This window comes from Streptomyces abyssomicinicus, assembly GCF_008974245.1.
GTDB classification, from domain to species: Bacteria; Actinomycetota; Actinomycetes; order Streptomycetales; family Streptomycetaceae; genus Streptomyces; species Streptomyces abyssomicinicus.
Window position 1 is genome coordinate 285303 of the sequence record NZ_BBZI01000013.1, and the last position, 21059, is coordinate 306361.

Consider the following 21059-nt stretch of genomic DNA (forward strand, 5'->3'; position numbering starts at 1 on the left):
GGACACCGCGCCGCGGCGTCAGCCGGGCAACGGCTCCTTCTCCCGGCGGCCCGCCACCCACGCCGCGACACACCCGGCCGCCACCAGGTGGCACACCCCCGGCACCCACGCCCACCCGGTGAGCTGCATCGGCGGGTCCAGGGCCGAGGCCAGCAGGAAGACGGCCACCAGGTGCAGGGAACCCGCACCGGCCAGGAGACCGGCGACGAAACCGTCGTGGAAGACGAACCTCCGGCACACCAGCGCCACGGCCCCGCCCAGGGCCGACAGCGCCAGCGTGAACACGACCGCCGCGGCGAACCGGTCGGCCGCCGCCCGCGAGAGGTCCACATGGGACGAGGCGTCCCCCAGGGTCCGCACGCCCGTCGTCACCAGCACCGCGCACACCAGGAGCAGGACACCGCAGGCGGCCAGACGCGCCCGCGGGCCCCGCGCGCCCACGGTCAGCCCCACCAGGAACACGCACTCCACCAGCCCGGCGAAGTGCCTGACGTACTCGTACGCCACCGGATGCGTCGCACCCCGCACGTCGTCCGTCACGTACGTGATGTCGAAGCCGACCAGCGGCATCCCGTTGAGCTGCCGGGTCCACACGAACGCGCCCGCCACAACCGCCAGCAGACACGACAGCCACACGCCTGCCCGCCACACCCCGCCGCCCGCCATGACGCGTCAGGCCGACAGCGGCCGCACGGTCTGCCACCGCACCGCCGCAGGACCGGCCACCCGCACCGCGGTGGACCCCGACACCGCCACCGGGCACCCCCGTGGCACCCGCACCCGCACCCACACCCGCACAGCACCGGTGCTCAGGTCACGGCCGGGCTGCCCGTTCCGGCTCGCCCGGCAGGCGGCGAAGTCCGACTCCCGCGGCGGCACCGCATCGGTCCGCCACGCCGCGGCCGTCCCCCGATTTGTCATGGACCGCAGAATAGCCACCGCCCAGGTGGCCGCGTGCCGGAACGGCGAACGCGAAGGGGCCGGGCGCTGTCCGCGCCCGGCCCCTGTCGTCCACCACGGTCGTTCACCGCTTCGCCGTCACCGGCCCGCGGCCGTCACTTCTTGCGGCGACGCCCCGAGGACTTGGCCTGCTTGCGACGCTCGGCGCGGGTCAGGCCGTCCGCCGCGGACCGCACCGGCTCGCCGTCGCTGGTGAGCTCACCCTCGACGACACCGCCCTCGCCGTCCACCGTCGGCGCCGAGAAGCGCAGCCGGTCCGGCCGCTGCGGCGCCTCCAGGCCCTTGGCGCGGATCTCCGGGCGGGCACCCGCCGGAACCGCGTCCTCCTTCGACAGCGACGGCGCCTCGTCGGAGACCAGGACCTCCTCGACCTGCTGCTCGACCTGGACCTCCAGGTTGAACAGGTAGCCGACGGACTCCTCCTTGATGCCCTCCATCATGGCGGTGAACATGTCGAAGCCCTCGCGCTGGTACTCGACCAGCGGGTCCTTCTGCGCCATCGCCCGCAGGCCGATGCCCTCCTGGAGGTAGTCCATCTCGTAGAGGTGCTCACGCCACTTGCGGTCCAGGACCGACAGCACGACCCGCCGCTCCAGCTCGCGCATGATCTCCGAGCCGAGCTGGGCCTCACGCGCCTCGTACTGCTCGGTGATGTCGTCCTTGATGGACTCGGCGATGAAGTCGGCGGTCAGACCGGCACGCTCGCCGGCCGCCTCCTCCAGCTCCTCCACCGTCACCTTCACCGGGTACAGCTGGCGGAACGCACCCCACAGCCGGTCCAGGTCCCAGTCCTCCGGGAAGCCCTCGGCGGTCTCCGCGGACACGTACGCGTCGATGGTGTCGTTCATGAAGTGCTGGATCTGCTCCTGCAGGTCCTCGCCCTCCAGCACGCGGCGGCGCTCGCCGTAGATGACCTCGCGCTGCCGGTTGAGCACCTCGTCGTACTTCAGGACGTTCTTGCGCGCCTCGAAGTTCTGCTGCTCGACCTGCGACTGCGCGGAGGCGATCGCCCGGGTGACCATCTTGTTCTCGATCGGCACGTCGTCCGGCACGTTCGCCATGGACATCACGCGCTCGACCATCTGCGCCTTGAACAGCCGCATCAGGTCGTCGCCCAGCGACAGGTAGAAGCGGGACTCGCCCGGGTCGCCCTGACGGCCGGAACGACCGCGCAGCTGGTTGTCGATACGACGCGACTCGTGCCGCTCGGTGCCGAGGACGTAGAGACCGCCGAGGCGCTCCACCTCGTCCTTCTCCGCCTTGACCGCGGCCTCGGCGCGCTCCATGGCGGCCGGCAGGGCGGCGGCCCACTCCTCGATGTGCTCCTCGGGGTCGAGGCCCATCTGCCGCAGCTCGGCCTCGGCGAGGTCCTCGGGGTTGCCGCCGAGCTTGATGTCGGTACCACGGCCGGCCATGTTGGTGGCGACCGTCACGGCGCCCCGGCGGCCGGCCTGGGCGACGATCACCGCCTCACGCTCGTGGTGCTTGGCGTTCAGCACCTCGTGCTGGACACCGCGCTTGGACAGCTGCTGCGACAGGTACTCGGACTTCTCGACCGAGGTCGTACCGACCAGGATCGGCTGGCCCTTGGTGTGCTTCTCCGCGATGTCGTCGACCACCGCGTCGAACTTGGCGACCTCGGTGCGGTAGATGAGGTCCGACTGGTCCTTGCGGACCATCGGCCGGTTGGTCGGGATCGGCACCACGCCGAGCTTGTAGATCTGGTGGAACTCGGCGGCCTCGGTCATGGCCGTACCGGTCATGCCGGAGAGCTTGCCGTAGAGGCGGAAGAAGTTCTGCAGCGTGATCGTGGCGAGGGTCTGGTTCTCGTCCTTGATCGGCACCCCTTCCTTCGCCTCGATCGCCTGGTGCATGCCCTCGTTGTAGCGGCGGCCGGCGAGGATACGGCCGGTGTGCTCGTCGACGATCATGACTTCGCCGTCGATGACGACGTAGTCCTTGTCCTTCTTGAAGAGCTCCTTGGCCTTGATGGCGTTGTTCAGGTAGCCGACCAGCGGGGTGTTCACCGACTCGTAGAGGTTGTCGATGCCCAGCCAGTCCTCGACCTTCGCCACACCGGACTCGTGGATCGCGACGGTGCGCTTCTTCTCGTCGACGTCGTAGTCGCCGGTCTCCGAGACGCCCTTGAGCGGGTTGCCCGGCTCACCCTTCTTGAGACGGGTGACCAGCTTGGCGAAGTCGGCGTACCACTTGGTGGCCTGGTCCGCCGGGCCCGAGATGATCAGCGGGGTACGGGCCTCGTCGACGAGGATCGAGTCGACCTCGTCGACGATGGCGTAGTTGTGGCCGCGCTGGACCAGCTCGTCCTTCGACCACGCCATGTTGTCGCGCAGGTAGTCGAAGCCGAACTCGTTGTTGGTGCCGTAGGTGATGTCGCAGGCGTACTGCGCGCGGCGCTGGGCCGGCGTCATGTTCGCCAGGATGCAGCCAACGGTCAGGCCCAGGAACTTGTGGACCCGGCCCATCATCTCGGAGTCGCGCTCGGCCAGGTAGTCGTTCACCGTGATCAGGTGGACGCCCTTGCCGGAGATCGCGTTGAGGTAGGCGGGCAGGGTACCGACGAGGGTCTTGCCCTCACCGGTCTTCATCTCGGCGACGTAGCCGAGGTGGAGGGCGGCACCGCCCATCAGCTGCACGTCGTAGTGCCGCTGGCCGAGGACGCGCTTGGCGGCCTCGCGCACGGTGGCGAACGCCTCGGGGAGCAGGTCGTCCAGGCTCTCACCGTCCTGGTACCGCTGGCGGTACTCGTCGGTGAGGGCTCGCAGCTCGGCGTCGGAGAGGTTGACGAAGTCCTCTTCGATGGAGTTGACCTGGTCCGCGATGCGGTGCAGTTTGCGCAGGATCTTGCCTTCGCCTGCACGCATGATCTTCGAGAGGACGGACACGGGGGCTGGTCTCCTTGCCGGTCGGGCCTGGGACGGTCGCTTGCTGGTACTCGCTTACCAAATACGTGTGAGCAACGGCCATCGTATGCGAGGACCCCGCCACGCCGGGAGGTCTGGCTTCGCCCCGGTGGAGCGGAGAACTCCGCGGCGGACGGCCGCCGTGAGCTGCTCCCAACAGGACACAACGTGTGGGAGCGTCCGATAGTGCCGCGCGAGGTGACCGAATTGCCGGGAACCTCCGCCTCTCGGACCGCGATATCACTGTGGGCGAAAATCTGCTGGCCACCCACCGGCCCGGACCGCACAATCGGGCGATGGAGCCGGTCACCCTCACCACCGAACGCCTGATCCTGCGCCCGCTCGGCCCCGCCGACGCGGGGGCCGTCTTCGCGGCCTGCCAGGACCCGGAGATCCAGTACTGGACCACCGTGCCCTCGCCCTACCTCGCCGAGCACGCGCGGGGATTCGTCCGGGAGATGGTGCCCCAGGGCTGGGCCGGCGACACCGAGTACACCTTCGGCGCCTTCCTCGCCGACGAGGACGGCGACGGCGACGGCGGGCACGGCGACGGCGGACACCGCGACGGTGACGGCGGGCACGGCGACGGCGGTGCGCGGGCCGAGGGCCCACTGGTGGCCTGCCTGGGTCTGATGAGTCGCGGCCCGGGCGTCCTGGAACTCGGCTTCTGGTCCGTGAAGGAGCACCGGGGCCGCGGCCTGGTGACCGAGGCGGCCCGCGCCCTGTGCCGTTGGGGTCTCACCGACCGGCAGGCCGCCCGCGTCGAATGGCGTGCGGAGGTCGGCAACACGGCATCCCGCGCGGTCGCCGACCGCTGCGGTTTCGTGCAGGAGGGCACCCTGCGCCAGGCCCTGTTCAGCCGGGGCGGCCAGCGGGACGCCTGGATCGCCTCCCTGATCCCCTCGGACCTGTCCGGCTGATCCCCCCGGACCTGTCGGGCTGATCCCCGGACCTGTCGGGCTGATCCCCGTGCCGGGGAACGGCTGTCGGCGGGGCCCTCTAGGGTGCCTCCATGGCCGTCATGTCTGCGCGTTCTCGTCCCCGCCCGGTAGCCGAGCTCTCCGCCGACGAGGCCAGGCGCACGGCCCTGCGCGCCCAGGGGCTGCTGGGCGCCCCGGACCGCCGCGGCGGCGTCCGCGGCATCCTCCGCCACCTCGGCGCGGTCCAGCTGGACACCATCTCCGTACTGGCCCGCTCCCACGAGCTCGTCCCCTACGCCCGCCTGGGCGCCGTCGGCCGCGGGCCCGTGGAGTCGGCGTACTGGAGCAAGGACCGCGACGGCCGCCCCCACTCCTTCGAGTACTGGTCGCACGCCGCCTGCGTCCTGCCCATCGAGGAGTGGCCGCACTTCGCCTTCCGCCGCCGCGCCTACCGCTCCCGTCCGCACTGGAACCACGAACTGCCCCAGGGCGCCTACGAGCAGGTGATCGAGCAGCTGCGCGCGGAGGGGCCGCTGACCGCCACCGAACTCGGCGGCGCGAAGCGCACCTCCGAGTGGTGGGACTGGTCCGCCTCCAAGGTCGCGGTGGAACGGGCCCTGATGTACGGCGAGGTCGTCTGCGTCGAGCGGCGCGGCTGGAAGCGCGTCTACGACCTGGCCGAACGCGCCGTCCCCGGCGACCTGCTCCACGACGACGTGGACGACACCGAGTGCGTGCGCCGCCTGGTCGTGCAGGCCGGCCGCGCCCTGGGCGTCGGTACCCGTTCCGACATCGCGGACTACCACCGGCTGAAGGGGGACCAGGTCGACGCGGTGATCGAGGGCTCGGGCCTGGTGCCGGTCACCGTCGAGGGCTGGGGCGGCCGCCCGGCCTGGGCCGACCCGCAGGCCCTGGCCACCGCGCCGCGCGGCCGCCACCGCACCACACTGCTCTCGCCGTTCGACTCCCTGATCTGGGAACGCGCCCGCACGGAGCGGATCTTCGGCTTCACGCACCGGCTGGAGGCGTACGTGCCCAGGCCGAAGCGGGTGTACGGCTACTTCGCCATGCCGGTGCTGGCGGGCGGGCGGCTGGTCGCCCGGGTCGACCCCGCACGCAGCGGCCGCACCCTGGTGGCCCGGCAGGTGACGATGGAGAACCGCCGCGCGGTGCCGGACGTCGCCCGGGCACTGGTCGAGGCGGCGAGCTGGGTCGACTGCGCCGACGTCCGGGTGGAACGGATGGACCCGCCCGAGCTGCGCGACGCCCTGGTCGCCGAACTGGACGCCCTCACGGCCTGAGCCACGTCCGCGGGTGAGGGTGAGGCCGCGGGGCGAGACCGCGGGCGGGGGCGGGACCGGGGCCCGGCATCCGGCCCGCGAACCCCGGGGACTCGGAGTCAGCGGATCTCGAGGATCTTCTCCCGCATCGCGTAGACCACGGCCTCCATCCTGGAGTGCAGCTGAAGCTTCTCCAGGATGTTGCGCACGTGGTTCTTCACGGTGTTCTCGGAGATGAACAGCTCCTTGGCGATGTCCCGGTTGTTCATCCCGGTGGCGACCAGCTTGAGGACCTCAAGCTCACGGTCGGTGAGCCGCGGCGCCGGCACCAGCCGCCGCTCGTCGGTGCGCTGGATCATCGACTTGAACTCGGTGAGCAGCTTGGAGGCCATCGAGGGGCTGATCTGGGACTGCCCGTCGGCGACCGCGCGGATCGCGGTGGACACCTCGTCGGTGGAGATCTCCTTGAGGAGGTAGCCCGTGGCGCCGGCCTTGATGGCGTCGTAGAGGTCGGCCTCCTCGTCGCTTATCGTCAGCATGATGATCTTGGCGCTGGGGGCGACCTCCTTGATCGAGGTGCAGGCCTCGATACCGCCGCGGCGCGGCATGCGGACGTCCATCAGGACGATGTCGGGGAGCAGGTCGGCCGCCTTGTCCACGGCCTCCGCGCCGTCACCGGCCTCACCGACCACCTGGATGTCCTCCTCGGCGGCCAGCACGATCTCCAGGCCTCGCCGGAAGAGCGCGTGATCGTCCACCACCAGGACCCGGATGGGCTCCTCGCGCCCTCCGGCCGCGGCCGGCTCGGTGCCGGGCATGCTGTCGCCGGCGCCCCCGTCCCGCATCGGTCCGAAGGTGTCCGCCATCGTTCCTCCCCCATGAGGCTGAGGCCTGTTCCTCCCCGCCGCCGGTCAACACGTGGCGGTGAACAGCCCGTTGGGCCGTGTGGCCATGATTCCATGCCCGGACCGGCGATGAGCCGACCGCAGCACCGCGCCCGGTCGCACGGGGGCGCATAACGGTGCCCCTGAGGGCGCATTCGCACGCACCCACCAGGGGCACCACCGGCACCTGCGGACGTCAGCCGCCGAGCGTCCCGCCCGCGTCCGGGGAGGGCTCGCCGTTGACCACCATCGGGTCGGTGCGCAGGTGGATCACGCCGTAGTCGTAGGCGTGCCGCCGGTAGACGACGCTGGGTTCCTTCGTCTCGGAGTCCACGAAGAGGTAGAAGTCGTGGCCGACCAGCTCCATCTCGTAGAGCGCCTGGTCGAGGCTCATGGGGGCGGCCACGTGGTTCTTCTCGCGGACCACGAGGGGTCCTTCGCCCTGGACCTCCAGGGAGCCGATCCGCTTGGTCGGCACCGCCTCCGTCTCCTCGTAGGACGGCACCACCGCGCCGTTGGCGTCCAGGGTGGCGGCGTCCGGCACGTGGCTGGCCACCTCGGCGGCCGGGACCCGGCCCACGCCGCGCCGCGTGTAGCGCTTGTCGTGCTCCTTGCGCAGCCGCGCGCTCAGCTTCTCCGCCGCCAGGTCGAGCGCGGCGTACGGGTCGGCGGCGGACGCCTCCGCGCGGATCACCGGACCGCGGGAACGGAGCGTGATCTCGACCCGGTCCTTGCGGTCGGCCTGCCGCGGGTTGTGCTCCTTGGACACCTCGACGTCGAGGCTCATCACCTTGCCGTCGAGCTTCTGGATCTTCTCCAGGTTCAGCTTCTCGGCCACGTGCTTACGGAACCGCTCGGGCACCTCGGTCTTGCGGCCCTTGACGACGATGTCCACGCAGAACTCCGTTCCCGGATCGCCCGCCTCACCGGCGGAACCTCTCCCAATCGCACCAGGTTCCGGATGACCACCGGAACCTCGGACTCGGTGACTCCACCTCCTCCTCCCCCACGGGTGCGTCACCCATCCCGGGGAGGGCCGGGACGGGCAGGAAATCCCGTGGCTCGGCATTGCGACAAGAGGGGCATGGCCTGCGCCTTTTCCCTCACTACCGAACATATCTCGCCCGGCGCGATGTCGTCACCCGTTAACGCCACTTACCTCCGTTCCGGTGAATTAACCCTGTCCATATCCGCAGCTCACCGCCAGTTCGGTTGACTGTTTCAACCAACTCCCGGGCATTCGAAGAATTTCAATCGGTTCCGGTTTCAAACGAAGAATCCTGGTGATGCCGCGACCACCGCCGCGGCAAAGGGAACGCCTGTTCCCTTCCTTTCGGCGGCCGTTCTCAGTACCCGGGCCGCCTCGGCGACGGAGGCCCCGGTGGTCGTCACGTCGTCCACCACCAGCAGCCGTCCGGACGCCGGGAGCAGCGCGGCCGCGCCGGGCCGCAGTTCCAGGGCCCCGTCCAGGTTGGCGAGCCGTCCGGCGGCGTCCAGCCCGGTCTGATCGGCCACCGCCCGCCGCTGCCGCAGCACCGCCGCGGTCCGCGCGGGCGTCCCCGACCGCCGCAGCGCGCCCGCCGCGGCGACGGCGATCCGCCGCGCCGGGTCGTGCCCCCGCTCCCGCACCGCCCGCCGCGCCGACGGCACGGGCACCAGCACCACCGGCCCGTCCCGGACACCACCTCCACCGGAGGCCCGCGGCCCGCCCGCCCCGGCCGACGCCCCACCCTGCGTCCCGCCCAGCGCCGCCCTCACCGCACCGGCCAGTGCCTCGCCCAGCGGCGCCGCCAGCGGCAGCGCCCCGCGCTCCTTGTGCGCCAGCAGCACGGACCGCACCGCGTCGGCGTACGGAACGGCCGCCCACACCGGCGGCAGCCCCGCCGGGGCGTCCCGCGGCCGCACCGGCCGGGGCGGACCACGGCGGACCGCATGCCGGCACCCTTCGCAGAGCACTGTCCGCGGCGCTCCGCAGCCCGCGCATTCACCGGGCAGCATCAGTTCGGCGAGTGCTCGCCACCATTCCCTCATGAGGCCACTGTGCGCCCCGGACGCGATCCCCGCGCAGGCCTGTGGAAAACCCCGGCGGGGCCCGGTCGACCGACCGGACCCCGCCTGTGGACAACTCCGGGCCCCTCGCTCAGCCGGGATATACCGGACTCATGGCCTTCGTGACGATCTGTTTCCACTGCGCCCCCGACGGCAGCCGTACCAGCCCGTCGGTCCCGGAGTACGCCGTCAGCGGCAGTCGCTCGTCCTCCGACGCGGCGATCTCCCGCACCCCGGAGAGCGCCACCGGCGCCATACCGGCCACCGCCGACCCGTCGACCCGCACGTACCGCATCTGCTGCACGCCGCCCTGCTCCCGTCCGGCGACGACCAGTTGGCCCGCGCCCGCCCAGGACATGGCGGCGACGTCCTCGAAGCGCGGCGCGACCACCCGCGGCTCCAGCACCGACACGACCGGCCGGTCCTGGGTGCCGCCCCGGTCGGTCCGCCGGTCGATCCGCCCGATCCACAGCGACCGCTTGTCGTCCTTGGCGACCACCAACGCGATCCGCACCCCGTCCGCCGCGACGCGGACGGCCTCGATCCGGCCGTCCAGGCCCTGCACGTGCACCTCGACGGGCTTGCGGGTCCCGCCGGGCAGCATCAGCAGGCGGGGGTCGCCGGGATCGCGGTCGGCGATCCAGAGGTCCCCGCGGGCGTCCCAGCTGGGCGCGGTCAGCCGGTCGCTCTCGGACCGGCCCGCGCTCTTCACCACGGGCTCCCCGGCGCCGTCGTCCTCGCCCTCCGTCATCAGCGGGCCGACGTACAGCCGGCTGCCGTCGAGGTGGACGCCGGCCGCGGTGTGCTCGTCACGGGAGACGGCCACCGACCGCAGCGGGGTCGTGCCGTCGCCGAAGGCGCCCGACACCGGCTCGACACCGGCGGCCTCGGCCCGCGCCGCGTCGTCGGCCGCCGCCCCGCCCTCCGGGGAGGCGGACGGATCGCTCTTCGCGCCGTCGCCGCCCGGGTCCTCAGGGTCGTCAGGGTCGTCCGGCTTCCCCGACTCCGGCGTGGCCGGGGTCTTCTCGTCGGAGTCCTCCGCGTCACCGGAGTCCTCCGCGTCACCGGGGCCCCGCTCCTGCGCCTCCTGGTACTCGGCGGGGATCCGCACCAGACGGTGCTCGCCGTCGACGAAGTACAGGTACTCCGGCGGGCGGGCCGTACCGTGCGGCGCGTAGAGGACGGCGCGCTTCTCGTCGAGTCCGCACAGCCGGTCCCCACCGGACGTCAGCTCCACCGACTTCACGCCGGTCGGGGTGTAGTCCTGGAGGGTGAGCAGCAGTTGCGCCGCCATCTCCTCGCAGGCGCCGTGACCCGCCCGCCGGGCCTGGGCGTCGAGCGGGACGGTCAGCCGCCCCTCGTCGTCGGGGGTCAGCGACTTCACGCCGTCGCGCAGCCCCGCCCCGGCGGGGAAGCCGGTGCGCACGGCCGGCGCGAGCCAGTCGGTGGGACCGGCCAGCAGCGCCCGCACGATCCCGGTCAGCGGGTCCACCTTGCGTACCTGCACCGGGTCGGCCACGGCGGCCGGACGCCCACTGCCCTCGGCGCTGTCCGCCGGGAAGTAGAACTTGCTGACGGAGGTGTAGTTGCGGTGGAAGTCGGACTGCCCCATCACGATGCCCTGGGGCAGCCGGTCGATGCGCCACTGCCGCGTCCTGGCGTCCCTGCGGAGGCTGACGACCTCCTGGTACTCGCCGTCGGCCGGTTCGTACGCCTGCTGGGCGTCCACCGTGGCCACCCGGGTGCCGGACAGGGTGTAGTTCAGCTCGTCGGGGTCCTCCCGCGGGCCGGACTGCCTCGGCTGCGGCGTGGGGCCGTTGGCGAGGACGGTGGTCGACCGCTCGGGCCGCCAGGTCCGGGCGGTGGCGGCGGTCAGGTACTTCCGCGCCGTCTCGTACCGCGGGTCGTCACTGGTCAGCGCCTCGAGGAAACCGCGCACGATCTGCTCGGGCGAGGCCCCGTCGCGCGGCGGCACGGCGAAGACCCGGACCTGGGCGTCCTGCCGCGGCGTGGACTGCACGTCCCGCAGGTCCCCGCTGTCCGGCATCGACGCGCAGCCGGCGAGCAGCACGACGCCGCACGCCGCTGCCGCCACCACCCGCCCCGGTCCTCCCCGGCCGCGGCCCGCGCGGCCCCTGTCCAGGCGTTCAGTGCCCACGAGTCGCCTCTTCCTGCTCCACCGGGGCGCCCGGCCCGGAATCCGTCCGCTCCGGCCCCACCGCGCCCGTCCGCCCGGTCGTCCGTCCGGCCACCGGTCCGGTCACAGGTCCGGTCACAGGTCCGTGCGCCCGGCCGTCCCTGCGGCCCTCCGCCCGGTCGTCGACCACCCGGTCGTCGCCCGCCACGTCGCCGTTCCGGCCGTCCGCGGCGTCGCGCGCGGCGTCCGCCGCCGCTCCGTCACCCGTCCGGGCCGTCGCCGCCGACGGGCGGCCGCCGGACGGCTGGGCCGGCACCGACGGGCAGGACACCACCCGCGCGCTGCTGCCGGGCAGCGCGGCCGGGTCGGCCGCCGCCCCGTGCCGCCGGCCCGCCGACGCGTCCCGCGGCGGCAGCCGGTCGCCGACCGGCTGCACGGGCACGCTCGCCCCGCCACCGCCGTGCGCCGACGACGAGGTCACACCGGCCGCGTCCACCGGACGCCCGGCCCGCGCCGCCTCACGGGCGCGGCGGGACTGCCGGGAGTCGCGCGGCTCCAGCGGTATCGGGGAGCCACGGAGCGGCTCGTCCGCGGTACGCGGCAGCGTCAGCCGGAACTGCGATCCGCCACCGGGCTCGCCCCACGCCTGGAGCCAGCCACCGTGCAGCCGGGCGTCCTCCAGGGCTATCGACAGCCCCAGGCCGGTACCGCCGGTGGTCCGGGCACGCGCCGGGTCGGCCCGCCAGAACCTGCTGAACACCCGGGTCGCCTCACCGGGCTTGAGACCCACGCCGTAGTCGCGGACCGAGACGGCGACCGCGCCGCCCGCCGCGGCGAGCCGCACCACGACGTCCTTGCCCTCGCCGTGCTCGACCGCGTTGACGACCAGATTGCGCAGCACCCGCTCCACCCGCCGGGCGTCGACCTCGGCGACGACCGGCTGCTGGTCGCCCACCACGCGTATCCGGGTGCCCTTGCGCTCGGCCAGCGGCTCCGCGCCGCCCACCACGCGCCGCACCACGTCCCGCAGGTCGGTCGGCTCGGCCTCCAGCGCGGCGGCGCCCGCGTCGAACCGGCTGATCTCCAGCAGATCGGCCAGCAGCGACTCGAACCGGTCGAGCTGGTCGGCGAGGAGTTCCGCGGACCGCGCGGTCACCAGATCGAAGTCCTCCCGCGCCTCGTGGATGACGTCCGCCGCCATCCGCACCGTGGTCAGCGGGGTACGCAGCTCGTGGGAGACGTCGGAGACGAACCGCCGCTGCATCCGCGACAGCTCCTCCAGCTGCTGGATCTTCAGCTGAAGGTTCTGCGCCATCTTGTTGAAGGCCTCGCCGAGCCGCGCGATGTCGTCCTCACCGGTGACCTTCATGCGTTCCTGCAGACGCCCGGCCGACAGCCGCTCGGCGACCCCGGCCGCCATCCGCACCGGCGTGACCACCTGGCGCACCACCAGCCAGGCGATGGCGCCGAGCAGCACCACCACGAACACCCCGGCGGTCGCCAGCGTGGTCTTGACCAGGCTCAGCGACTTCTCCTCCTGCGTCAGCGGGAAGAGGAAGTACAGCTGGTACGGCTCACCGTCCGGATCGTTGATCTGCTTGCCGATGACCAGCGCCGGCTGGGAAACCTTGCCTTCCTTGTACACGACCCGCGTGTAGCTCTGCGCGGCCAGCGGACTGCGCTCAAGCCGCTCCCGCAGCGCCTCCGGTATCGACGCGTTGGCGTCGACGGTGCCGGAGGACCGCGGACTGGCGAAGGCGTCCTCGACCGGCAGGGTCACCACGTCGTAGGCGCCCTGCCCACCGCTGGACAGGGCGTCGACCAGGTCGTTGGTCCACTGGACCGGGCTCGGCGAGGCCGCCTCGTCCGTCCCGGACACCTCGGCCGCCGCGCCGCCCGACGTCAGGCTCGCCGCCTCGTCGGCACGCACCTTGGCCGCCGCGAAACCGCCGACCGCCTGGCTCTGCGCGGCGTTCACCTTCGCGTCGAGCAGACCGTTGCGGACCTGCCCGATCACCACGAAGCCCAGCATGAGCACCACGCCGAGCGACATCAGCAGCGTGGTGACGATCACCTTGAGCTGGATGTTGCGCCGCCACAGACGTATGACGGGCAGCAGCGGCCGACGGACCCAGCGCAGCAACAGCCTCAGGACCGGACTGCCCTGGACGCCGCCCTGCAGCAGCCCGCCCGAGAGCAGAACCGCGGGCACGTCAGCTCGGCCCGGCCTTGTAGCCGACACCGCGCACGGTCACCACGATCTCCGGGTGCTCCGGATCCTTCTCGACCTTGGAGCGCAGACGCTGCACGTGCACGTTGACCAGCCGGGTGTCCGCGGCGTGGCGGTAACCCCACACCTGCTCCAGAAGCACCTCGCGGGTGAACACCTGCCACGGCTTGCGGGCGAGCGCGACCAGCAGGTCGAACTCCAGCGGCGTCAGCGCGATGGCCTGGCCGTCCCGCTTCACCGAGTGCCCGGCCACGTCGATCACCAGGTCGCCGATGGTCAGCTGCTCCGGAGCGGGCTCCTCCGACCTCCGCAGCCGCGCCCGGATACGGGCCACCAGCTCCTTCGGCTTGAACGGCTTCACCACGTAGTCGTCGGCGCCGGACTCCAGCCCCACCACCACGTCCACGGTGTCGCTCTTCGCGGTCAGCATCACGATCGGCACACCCGACTCCGCCCGGATCTGCCGGCACACCTCGATGCCGTCCCTCCCGGGCAGCATCAGGTCCAGCAGCACCAGATCGGGCTTCGCCTCCCGGAAAGCGGCCAGCGCCTTGTCGCCGTCGGCCACGAACGCAGGCTCGAAGCCTTCCCCTCGCAGCACGATTCCGAGCATCTCGGCCAGTGCGGTGTCGTCATCGACGACAAGGACTCGTCCCTTCATAAACCACATCATCCCATTCCGATAACGGTGACCGGGACGCTTGGTGAGCGAGGTCACGTGTGGTCCACCCCGCGCCGCCCACACCGGCACGACCGTGGTCCGTACCCGGAACCGTACGCGGACGGCTTGCGGCACGCGCCGCCGGACCCTACGCCCCGCCCTCCAGGGCGGCAATGCCCTCCGCCGTCACCGGCGACAGCACCCCCCGCTCGGTGACGATCGCCGTCACCAGCTCCGCCGGCGTCACGTCGAACGCCGGGTTGTACGCCCGCGTCCCCAGCGGAGCCACCACCGCACCCCCGATCTCGGTCACCTCACGCCCCGCCCGCTGCTCCACCTCGACCGACGCCCCGTCCGGCGTCCCCACGTCCACCGTCGTCCACGGCGCCACCACCAGGAACGGCACGTGGTGGTACCGCGCCAGCACCGCCAGCGGATACGTGCCCACCTTGTTGGCCACCGACCCGTCCGCCGCGATCCGGTCCGCCCCCACCACCACGGCGTCCACCTCCCCCGCCGCGAACAGCGAACCCGCCGCGCCGTCGGCGAGCAGCGTGTACGCCATCCGCTGCCGCGCGGCCTCCCACGCGGTCAGCCGCGCCCCCTGCAGCAGCGGCCGCGTCTCGTCCACCCACAGCCTGCGCAGCCGCCCCGCCCGGTGCGCCGCCAGCGCCACACCGAACGCCGTGCCCTCACCGCCCGACACCAGCGCGCCCGTGTTGCAGTGCGTCAGGATCCGGTGCCCGCCACCCGGCCGCAGCTCGTCCAGCAACGTCAGCCCGCGCGCCGCCATGCCCGCCGAGGCGTCCGCGTCCTCCCGGTGCAGCGCCCGCGCCGCCCCGAGTGCCGCCCGCGCGGCCCCGGCCGGGCCGTCGCCCGCCACCAGCGCCGCGTCGTACGCCCCCTTGGCCCGCCGCACCCCCGCCGCCAGGTTGGCGGCCGTGGGCCGCGCCCCCGCCAGCGCCGCGGCCGCCTGCTCCACGTCGAAACCGCGCACCGCGGCCAGCGCCACCCCGTACGCGCCCGCGATGCCCAGCAGCGGAGCCCCGCGCACCGCGAGCGAACGGATCGCCGCGACCAGCGCCGCCGCGTCCGTACAGACCAGCTCCGACTCCTCCGCCGGCAACCGGGTCTGGTCGAGGAGCACCAGCACCGGCCCCTCCGGAGGTTCCTCCCAGCGCAGCGCCGGGATCATGGGTATGCCGTCGGTCCGTCCACTGCCGCCAGGTCGCACGCCGTGATCCGCCATGTCTGTCAGTCTGCCCCGGATCCGGCCCGCCAAGAAGGCGTTCTCCGCCGCGCAGCGCCCACTGTCTCGGTCCCGTCCCGATCGCCCCCGCCCCGCCCACCCGCCGACGTGCACATGGCACGATGACCTGACCTGCGCCGTGATCCGCGGGCAGCACCCTGAAGGAGCGACGATGAACGACTCTCCGGGCTGGACCTCGCCCGGATCATCTCCGGCCGGAAGCCCCGGCGGCGACCAGCCGGGTGCCCAGTGGTCCAAGGAACAGCCACCCCCCGCCGTCCCGCCCCAGCCCGGACCTCCCGCAGGCCCGTACCCGGGCACCCCCCAGCAGGGCGGCCCCTACGGCGGCGGCCACGGCGGCGGCCACCACGGCGTCCCCGGAGGGCCCTCCTGGGGCCCGCCGCCCGCGCCGAAGCCCGGCGTCATCCCGCTGCGCCCGATCGGCCTCGGCGAGATCCTCGACGGCGCCGTCACCACCATGCGCACCTACTGGCGCCCCGTCCTCGGCATCTCCCTGGTCGTCGCCGCGGTCACCCAGACCGTCGTCGTCCTGCTCAACATCTTCCTGCTGAACGACATCACCACCGCGTCCCTGAACGCCGACCCGATCACCATGGGCGGCGAGGAGTACACCTCCCTCATGGGGCAGTCGATGCTCGCCTCGTTCGTCCTGCTGCTGGTCGGCGTGATCGGCCACGCCACGGCGACCGCGCTGCTCACCCCGGTGACCAGCCAGGCCGTCCTCGGCCGGCCCGCGACCGTGCGGCAGGCATGGCAGAGTTCCAGGCCCCAGGCGCTGCGGCTGCTCGGTCTGGTCCTGCTGATCCCCCTGGCCGTCGCGGTGGTCTTCGTCGCCTGCCTGCTCCCCGGCATCCTCGTGGGGCTCGGCGGCTCCGCCGTCGGGGGCGGACTGCTGATCTTCTTCGGCATCTTCCCCGCCGTCGCGCTGTCCGCCTGGATCTACATCCGGTGGGCCCTGTCCTCACCCGCCCTGATCCTCGAGAAGCAGCCGGTGCTCCGGTCCATGACCCGCTCGGCCAAGCTCGTGCAGGGCTCCTGGTGGCGGATCTTCGGCATCCTGGCGCTCACCAACCTGATCACCGCCTTCGTCTCCTTCGTCATCGCGGTGCCGTTCGAACTCGTCGGCATGTCGATGAGCGGCATGTCGCTGGGTTCCTTCCTCGGCGGCGGCACCGCCGAGTTCGGACCGCTCTACTACGTCTTCACCGGCATCGGCGGCATGTTCGCCACGACCGTCACCCTGCCCATCACCGCGGGCGTGACCGTGCTCCTCTACATCGACCGCCGCATCCGCCGCGAGGCCCTCGACCTGGAGCTCGCGCGCGCCTCCGGCTCCGCCCCGGGCGCGGGGAGCTGATGGGGTGAGCTGGGCGGGGGGAATTCCGGCCGCGCTCCTCGTGGCCGCCGCACACACCACGCACGACGGCGAACCTCCGGTCACCCTCCCGCGCGACCCCGCGCGGGAGGAGGCCGAGAGGGAACTGTCCGAAGGCATCTACCACCAGGACGACCCCGGGCTGTTCGAACGTGCCGTCAAATGGGTCTGGGAAGGCATCTCCGACCTCCTCGACCGGGCCGCCTCCGTCGCGCCCGGCGGACACACCGGCCTGTGGGTCGTCGGCGGCGGCCTGCTGCTCGTCCTGATCCTGCTGGCGATGCGCCTCGGCCTGCCCGGACGCCGCCCGAAGGCCGCCGAGGAGGAAGCCCTCTTCACGGACGGCCCCCGCAGCGCCGCCGAACACCGTGAGGCCGCCGAGGAGGCCGCCGCCCGCGGCGACTGGTCCCGCGCCGTCCAGGAACGCACCCGGGCCGTGGTCCGCTCCCTGGAGGAACGCGCCCTGCTCGACGCCCGCCCCGGCCGCACCGCCGACGAGGCCGCCGCCGAGGCGGGCCGCGCCCTGCCCGGCCACGCGGACCGGCTGCGCACCGCCGCCCGCGACTTCGACGACGTCACCTACGGCGGCCGCACCGCCGTCGAGGACACCTACCGGCGCACCGCCCGCCTCGACGAGGAGCTGCGGAAGGCCAAGCCGCTGCTCACCGACGGCGCAGGCCCGGCGGGCGGCGGCTGGACCAGCCCGGGAGCCGCCGTATGAGCACCACCGCAAGCACCTCCACCTCACCCACCGCGCGGCACCTGTGGGCCCGCGGCCGCGGCGTCCTGCTCGGCCTGGTCGCCCTCGTCGTCGCCGGCATCGCCCTGGCCGCCACCCGCGCCGACGACCACGGTCCGCTCGACCCCCGCTCCCCCGGCCCGAACGGCGCCCGCGCCGTCGCCGAGATCCTCCGCGGCCACGGCGTCGACACCCGCGTGGTCACCACCCTCGCCGAGGCCACCACCGCCACCGGGCCCGACACCACCCTGGTGGTCGCCGTGCCCGACCTCCTCACCGAGGCCCAGCTCACCGCGGTCCGCGAGGCCACCACCGGCACCGGCGGCCGCCTGCTGCTGATCGCCCCCGACGTCTCCACCCCGGCACTCGTCCCCGGCGTCACCGCCGACCTCACCCCGGCCTTCGACGACACCGCCGCCCCCTCCTGCGCCCTGCCGGCCGCCGAAGACGCCGGCACCGCGGAGACCACCGGCATCCGCTACCGCGTCGACGCCCCGGACGCCGACTCCTGCTACCCCAGCGACGGCCTCCCGACCCTCGTCCGCGTCCCCGCCGAGACCCCCGGCGACCCCGGCAACCCCGGCGGCGACACGGTGGTCGTCGGATCACCGGCCTTCCTGATCAACGACCGCCTCGACGAGCACGGCAACGCCTCCCTGGCCATGAACCTCCTCGGCTCACGGCCCGACCTCGTCTGGTACATCCCCTCCCTCGCCGACGCCTCCGCCACGACCGGCGACGAACAGCAGGGCCTGTTCGACCTGATGCCGTCCGGCTGGCTCTGGGGTACCTTCCAGCTCTTCCTCGCCGCCGTCGTCGCCGCCCTGTGGCGCGGACGCCGCTTCGGCCCGCTGGTCGCCGAGCGACTGCCCGTGGTCGTCCGCGCCTCCGAGACCACCGAGGGCCGCGCCCGCCTCTACCACGCGGCCAAGGCCCGCGACCGCGCCGCCGAGGCCCTGCGCACGGCGACACGGCTGCGCCTGGCCCCGCTGACCGGCGTCCCGGCCGCCAGGGCCCACGCCGCCGAGGCGCTGCTGCCCGCCGTGGCCGCCCGCATCAACGACCCGGCCCAGGCAGCCGGCCTCCAGGACCTCCTCTTCGGCCCGCCGCCCGGCGACGACGCGGCCCTCGTCTCCCTCGCCGACCGACTCGACGCCCTCGAAAGAGAGGTAAGCCGTCCATGACGGACCCGACCGCTGACATCACCCCCGGCTCCTGGCAGCCCACCCCGACGGCCGGGACCACCGGGACCACCGCGACCTCCGGCGACCCGCGGGCCGCCCTGGAGAGCCTGCGCGCAGAGATCGGCAAGGCCGTCGTCGGCCAGGACCCGGCCGTCACCGGCCTGGTGGTCGCCCTGCTCTGCCGCGGCCACGTCCTCCTCGAGGGTGTCCCCGGCGTCGCCAAGACCCTCCTGGTCCGCTCCCTCGCGGCCTCGCTGCGGCTCGACACCAAGCGCGTCCAGTTCACCCCCGACCTGATGCCCGCGGACGTCACCGGCTCGCTGGTCTACGACACCCGCAACGCCGAGTTCTCCTTCCAGCCGGGCCCGGTCTTCACCAACCTGATGCTCGCCGACGAGATCAACCGCACCCCTCCCAAGACCCAGTCCTCCCTCCTGGAGGCCATGGAGGAACGCCAGGTCACCGTCGACGGCACCCCGAGGCCGCTGCCCGAGCCCTTCCTGGTCGCCGCGACCCAGAACCCCGTCGAGTACGAGGGCACCTACCCCCTGCCGGAGGCCCAGCTCGACCGCTTCCTCCTCAAGCTCACGGTGCCGCTGCCGTCCCGGCAGGACGAGATCGACGTCCTCACCCGGCACGCCTCCGGCTTCGACCCGCGCGACCTGAACGCCGCCGGCCTCCGCCCGGTGGCCACCGCCGCCGACATCGAGGCCGCCCGCGCCGCCGTCGCGAAGACCACGGTCTCCCCCGACATAGCCGCCTACGTGGTCGACGTCTGCCGCGCCACCCGCGAGTCGCCCTCGCTGGCCCTCGGCGTCTCCCCGCGCGGCGCCACCGCCCTGCTCGCCACGGCCCGCGCCTGGGCCTGGCTCACCGGCCGCGACTACGTCATCCCCGACGACGTGAAGGCCCTCGCCCTGCCCACCCTGCGCCACCGGATCAAGCTGCGGCCGGAGGCCGAGATGGAGGGCGTCACCGCGGACTCCGTCATCACCGCCGTCCTCGCCCAGGTCCCGGTGCCGCGCTGATGGGATTCACCGGACGGGCCGCCCTGCTGGCGGCCATCGGCTCGCTCCCGGTCGGCCTGCTGGAACCGGGCTGGACCGGTGTGCTCGCCGTGAACGGCGCCCTGGCGGCGGCCTGCGCCTGCGACTTCGCCCTGGCTGCCCCCGTCCGCCGCCTGCGCCTGAGCCGCTCCGGCGACACCTCGGTGCGCCTCGGCGACACCGCCGAGGTCACCCTCACCGTCACCAACGCGACCCGGCGCCCGCTGCGTGGCCGCCTGCGGGACGCCTGGCCGCCCAGCAGCTGGCCGGCGGGCACCGAGGCCGCCGCCTCACGGCACGTCCTCGAGGTGCCCGCCGGTGAACGCCGCCGGGTCACCACCCGCCTGCGCCCCACCCGCCGCGGCGACCGCACTCCGGACCGGGTGACGATCCGCTCGTACGGCCCGCTGGGGCTCTGGACCCGCCAGGGCACTCACCAGGTGCCCTGGGCCGTGCGGGTGCTGCCTCCGTTCCACAGCCGCAAGCACCTGCCGTCCAAACTGGCCCGCCTGCGCGAGCTGGACGGCCGCACCAGCCTCCTCACCCGCGGCGAGGGCACCGAGTTCGACAGCCTGCGCGAGTACGTCCCCGGCGACGACACCCGCTCCATCGACTGGCGGGCCACCGCCCGGCAGCAGACCGTCGCCGTCCGGACCTGGCGCCCTGAAAGGGACCGGCACGTCCACCTGGTCCTCGACACCGGCCGCACGTCAGCCGGCCGGGTCGGCGACGCACCGCGGCTGGACTCCTCCATGGACGCCGCCCTGCTGCTCGCCGCCCTCGCCTCCAAGGCCGGCGACCGGGTCGGGTTCCTCGCCTACGACCGCCGCGTACGGGCGCGCGTCCAAGGCCACACCGCCGACGACCTGCTTGCCTCCCTCGTGGCCGTGATGGCCAACCTGGAGCCCGAGCTGGTGGAGACCGACGCCCGGGGCCTCGCCACCGCCGCCATCGCGGCAGCGCCTCGACGCGCCCTCATCGTCCTCCTGACCTCTCTCGACCGGGCCGCCGTGGAACAGGGCCTGCTTCCCGTCCTCAACCGCCTGACGCAGCAGCACACCCTGCTGGTCGCCTCGGTCGCCGACCCGCACGTCGCCGAGATGGCCAAGGGCCGCGGCACGCCGGAAGCCGTCTACGACGCCGCCTCCGCCGCGCAGGCCCAGGAGGAACGCCACCACGTCGCCGAACAGCTCCGCCGCCACGGCGTCACCGTCGTCGACGCCACACCCGACGACCTCGCGCCGGCCCTCGCCGACGCGTATCTCGCACTCAAGGCAGCGGGACGGCTGTAGAGCCAAAAAAAAGGGGGGTGCCCGCTGTGGGCACCCCCCTTTTTTCAGCCGCACTTCTCGTCCATCCGAAACGTGTCCGGAAATGCGGAAAGCCCCGCACCAAAGGTA

The 21059-nt window shown here is 73.2% G+C and carries 17 protein-coding genes; 7 read left to right on the plus strand and 10 right to left on the minus strand.

The window, feature by feature from the left end; all coding sequences use genetic code 11:
- Window positions 1-18: 18 nt before the first annotated feature.
- The 3 genes from GBN72_RS30485 to secA form a co-directional block, all read right to left on the minus strand.
- Entirely contained in the window at window positions 19-609 is a 591-nt protein-coding gene (locus GBN72_RS30485; protein WP_151775168.1) for a hypothetical protein, read from the minus strand.
- A gap of 63 nt (window positions 610-672) precedes the next feature.
- Window positions 673-921, minus strand: coding sequence for a hypothetical protein (locus GBN72_RS30490; RefSeq protein WP_151775169.1), 249 nt, complete (start codon window positions 919-921; stop codon window positions 673-675).
- Window positions 922-1055: 134 nt separating this feature from the next.
- A complete protein-coding gene (gene secA, locus GBN72_RS30495) occupies window positions 1056-3866 on the minus strand; it encodes a preprotein translocase subunit SecA (protein ID WP_151775170.1) in 2811 nt (936 codons plus the stop codon).
- A 314-nt stretch (window positions 3867-4180) separates the two neighbouring features.
- On the opposite strand from secA, the gene GBN72_RS30500 reads away from it, so the two are divergent.
- Both GBN72_RS30500 and GBN72_RS30505 read left to right on the plus strand, forming a co-directional pair.
- On the plus strand, window positions 4181-4804 hold the full coding sequence (locus GBN72_RS30500) for a GNAT family N-acetyltransferase (protein WP_151775171.1): 624 nt from the start codon (window positions 4181-4183) through the stop codon (window positions 4802-4804).
- 92 nt (window positions 4805-4896) lie between these two features.
- Window positions 4897-6105 (plus strand): winged helix-turn-helix domain-containing protein, encoded by a 1209-nt coding sequence (locus tag GBN72_RS30505; RefSeq protein ID WP_246213002.1) that lies wholly within the window; start codon window positions 4897-4899, stop codon window positions 6103-6105.
- Window positions 6106-6203: 98 nt separating this feature from the next.
- Here the strand turns inward: GBN72_RS30505 and GBN72_RS30510 are convergent, their stop codons facing one another.
- The 7 genes from GBN72_RS30510 to mtnA form a co-directional block, all read right to left on the minus strand.
- Window positions 6204-6950, minus strand: a complete 747-nt coding sequence (locus tag GBN72_RS30510; RefSeq protein ID WP_151775172.1) for a response regulator — start codon at window positions 6948-6950, stop codon at window positions 6204-6206.
- A 214-nt stretch (window positions 6951-7164) separates the two neighbouring features.
- Window positions 7165-7863, minus strand: coding sequence for a ribosome hibernation-promoting factor, HPF/YfiA family (gene hpf / locus GBN72_RS30515; RefSeq protein WP_439959833.1), 699 nt, complete (start codon window positions 7861-7863; stop codon window positions 7165-7167).
- A 371-nt stretch (window positions 7864-8234) separates the two neighbouring features.
- On the minus strand, window positions 8235-8999 hold the full coding sequence (locus tag GBN72_RS30520; protein ID WP_151775174.1) for a ComF family protein: 765 nt from the start codon (window positions 8997-8999) through the stop codon (window positions 8235-8237).
- Between the two features lie 109 nt (window positions 9000-9108).
- Entirely contained in the window at window positions 9109-11160 is a 2052-nt protein-coding gene (locus GBN72_RS35670) for an LpqB family beta-propeller domain-containing protein (protein ID WP_246213014.1), read from the minus strand.
- A gap of 4 nt (window positions 11161-11164) precedes the next feature.
- On the minus strand, window positions 11165-13366 hold the full coding sequence (gene mtrB, locus GBN72_RS30530; RefSeq protein ID WP_170315374.1) for an MtrAB system histidine kinase MtrB: 2202 nt from the start codon (window positions 13364-13366) through the stop codon (window positions 11165-11167).
- A gap of 1 nt (window position 13367) precedes the next feature.
- Window positions 13368-14057, minus strand: a complete 690-nt coding sequence (gene mtrA / locus GBN72_RS30535; RefSeq protein ID WP_277350888.1) for a two-component system response regulator MtrA — start codon at window positions 14055-14057, stop codon at window positions 13368-13370.
- A 136-nt stretch (window positions 14058-14193) separates the two neighbouring features.
- The gene (gene mtnA / locus GBN72_RS30540; RefSeq protein ID WP_246213003.1) at window positions 14194-15294 is read right to left on the minus strand and encodes an S-methyl-5-thioribose-1-phosphate isomerase; all 1101 of its coding nucleotides are present in this window, start codon (window positions 15292-15294) and stop codon (window positions 14194-14196) included.
- A 172-nt stretch (window positions 15295-15466) separates the two neighbouring features.
- On the opposite strand from mtnA, the gene GBN72_RS30545 reads away from it, so the two are divergent.
- The 5 genes from GBN72_RS30545 (at window position 15467) to GBN72_RS30565 (ending at window position 20951) form a co-directional block, all read left to right on the plus strand.
- Window positions 15467-16672: a hypothetical protein gene (locus GBN72_RS30545; protein WP_151775176.1), complete on the plus strand. Its 1206-nt coding sequence runs from the start codon at window positions 15467-15469 to the stop codon at window positions 16670-16672.
- Between the two features lie 4 nt (window positions 16673-16676).
- On the plus strand, window positions 16677-17411 hold the full coding sequence (locus GBN72_RS30550; protein ID WP_151775177.1) for a DUF4129 domain-containing protein: 735 nt from the start codon (window positions 16677-16679) through the stop codon (window positions 17409-17411).
- A complete protein-coding gene (locus GBN72_RS30555; RefSeq protein WP_151775178.1) occupies window positions 17408-18613 on the plus strand; it encodes a DUF4350 domain-containing protein in 1206 nt (401 codons plus the stop codon). Before GBN72_RS30550 ends, GBN72_RS30555 begins: the two co-directional genes overlap by 4 nt.
- 98 nt (window positions 18614-18711) lie before the next feature.
- Window positions 18712-19641 carry an AAA family ATPase gene (locus GBN72_RS30560; protein ID WP_151775221.1) on the plus strand — a complete coding sequence of 310 codons (930 nt, stop codon included), beginning with the start codon at window positions 18712-18714 and terminating at the stop codon, window positions 19639-19641.
- Window positions 19641-20951, plus strand: a complete 1311-nt coding sequence (locus GBN72_RS30565; RefSeq protein ID WP_151775179.1) for a DUF58 domain-containing protein — start codon at window positions 19641-19643, stop codon at window positions 20949-20951. Before GBN72_RS30560 ends, GBN72_RS30565 begins: the two co-directional genes overlap by 1 nt.
- The last annotated feature ends 108 nt before the right edge of the window (window positions 20952-21059 follow it).

What these genes read in the sequence shown, in the direction of transcription:
- GBN72_RS30490 (WP_151775169.1), bottom strand. Translation starts at nt 921, where the DNA reads ATGACAAATCGGGGGACGGCCGCGGCGTGGCGGACCGATGCGGTGCCG.
- GBN72_RS30500 (WP_151775171.1), top strand. Translation starts at nt 4,181, where the DNA reads ATGGAGCCGGTCACCCTCACCACCGAACGCCTGATCCTGCGCCCGCTC.
- GBN72_RS30505 (WP_246213002.1), top strand. Translation starts at nt 4,897, where the DNA reads ATGGCCGTCATGTCTGCGCGTTCTCGTCCCCGCCCGGTAGCCGAGCTC.
- GBN72_RS30510 (WP_151775172.1), bottom strand. Translation starts at nt 6,950, where the DNA reads ATGGCGGACACCTTCGGACCGATGCGGGACGGGGGCGCCGGCGACAGC.
- GBN72_RS30520 (WP_151775174.1), bottom strand. Translation starts at nt 8,999, where the DNA reads ATGAGGGAATGGTGGCGAGCACTCGCCGAACTGATGCTGCCCGGTGAA.
- mtrA (WP_277350888.1), bottom strand. Translation starts at nt 14,057, where the DNA reads ATGATGTGGTTTATGAAGGGACGAGTCCTTGTCGTCGATGACGACACC.
- mtnA (WP_246213003.1), bottom strand. Translation starts at nt 15,294, where the DNA reads ATGGCGGATCACGGCGTGCGACCTGGCGGCAGTGGACGGACCGACGGC.
- GBN72_RS30545 (WP_151775176.1), top strand. Translation starts at nt 15,467, where the DNA reads ATGAACGACTCTCCGGGCTGGACCTCGCCCGGATCATCTCCGGCCGGA.
- GBN72_RS30555 (WP_151775178.1), top strand. Translation starts at nt 17,408, where the DNA reads ATGAGCACCACCGCAAGCACCTCCACCTCACCCACCGCGCGGCACCTG.
- GBN72_RS30565 (WP_151775179.1), top strand. Translation starts at nt 19,641, where the DNA reads ATGGGATTCACCGGACGGGCCGCCCTGCTGGCGGCCATCGGCTCGCTC.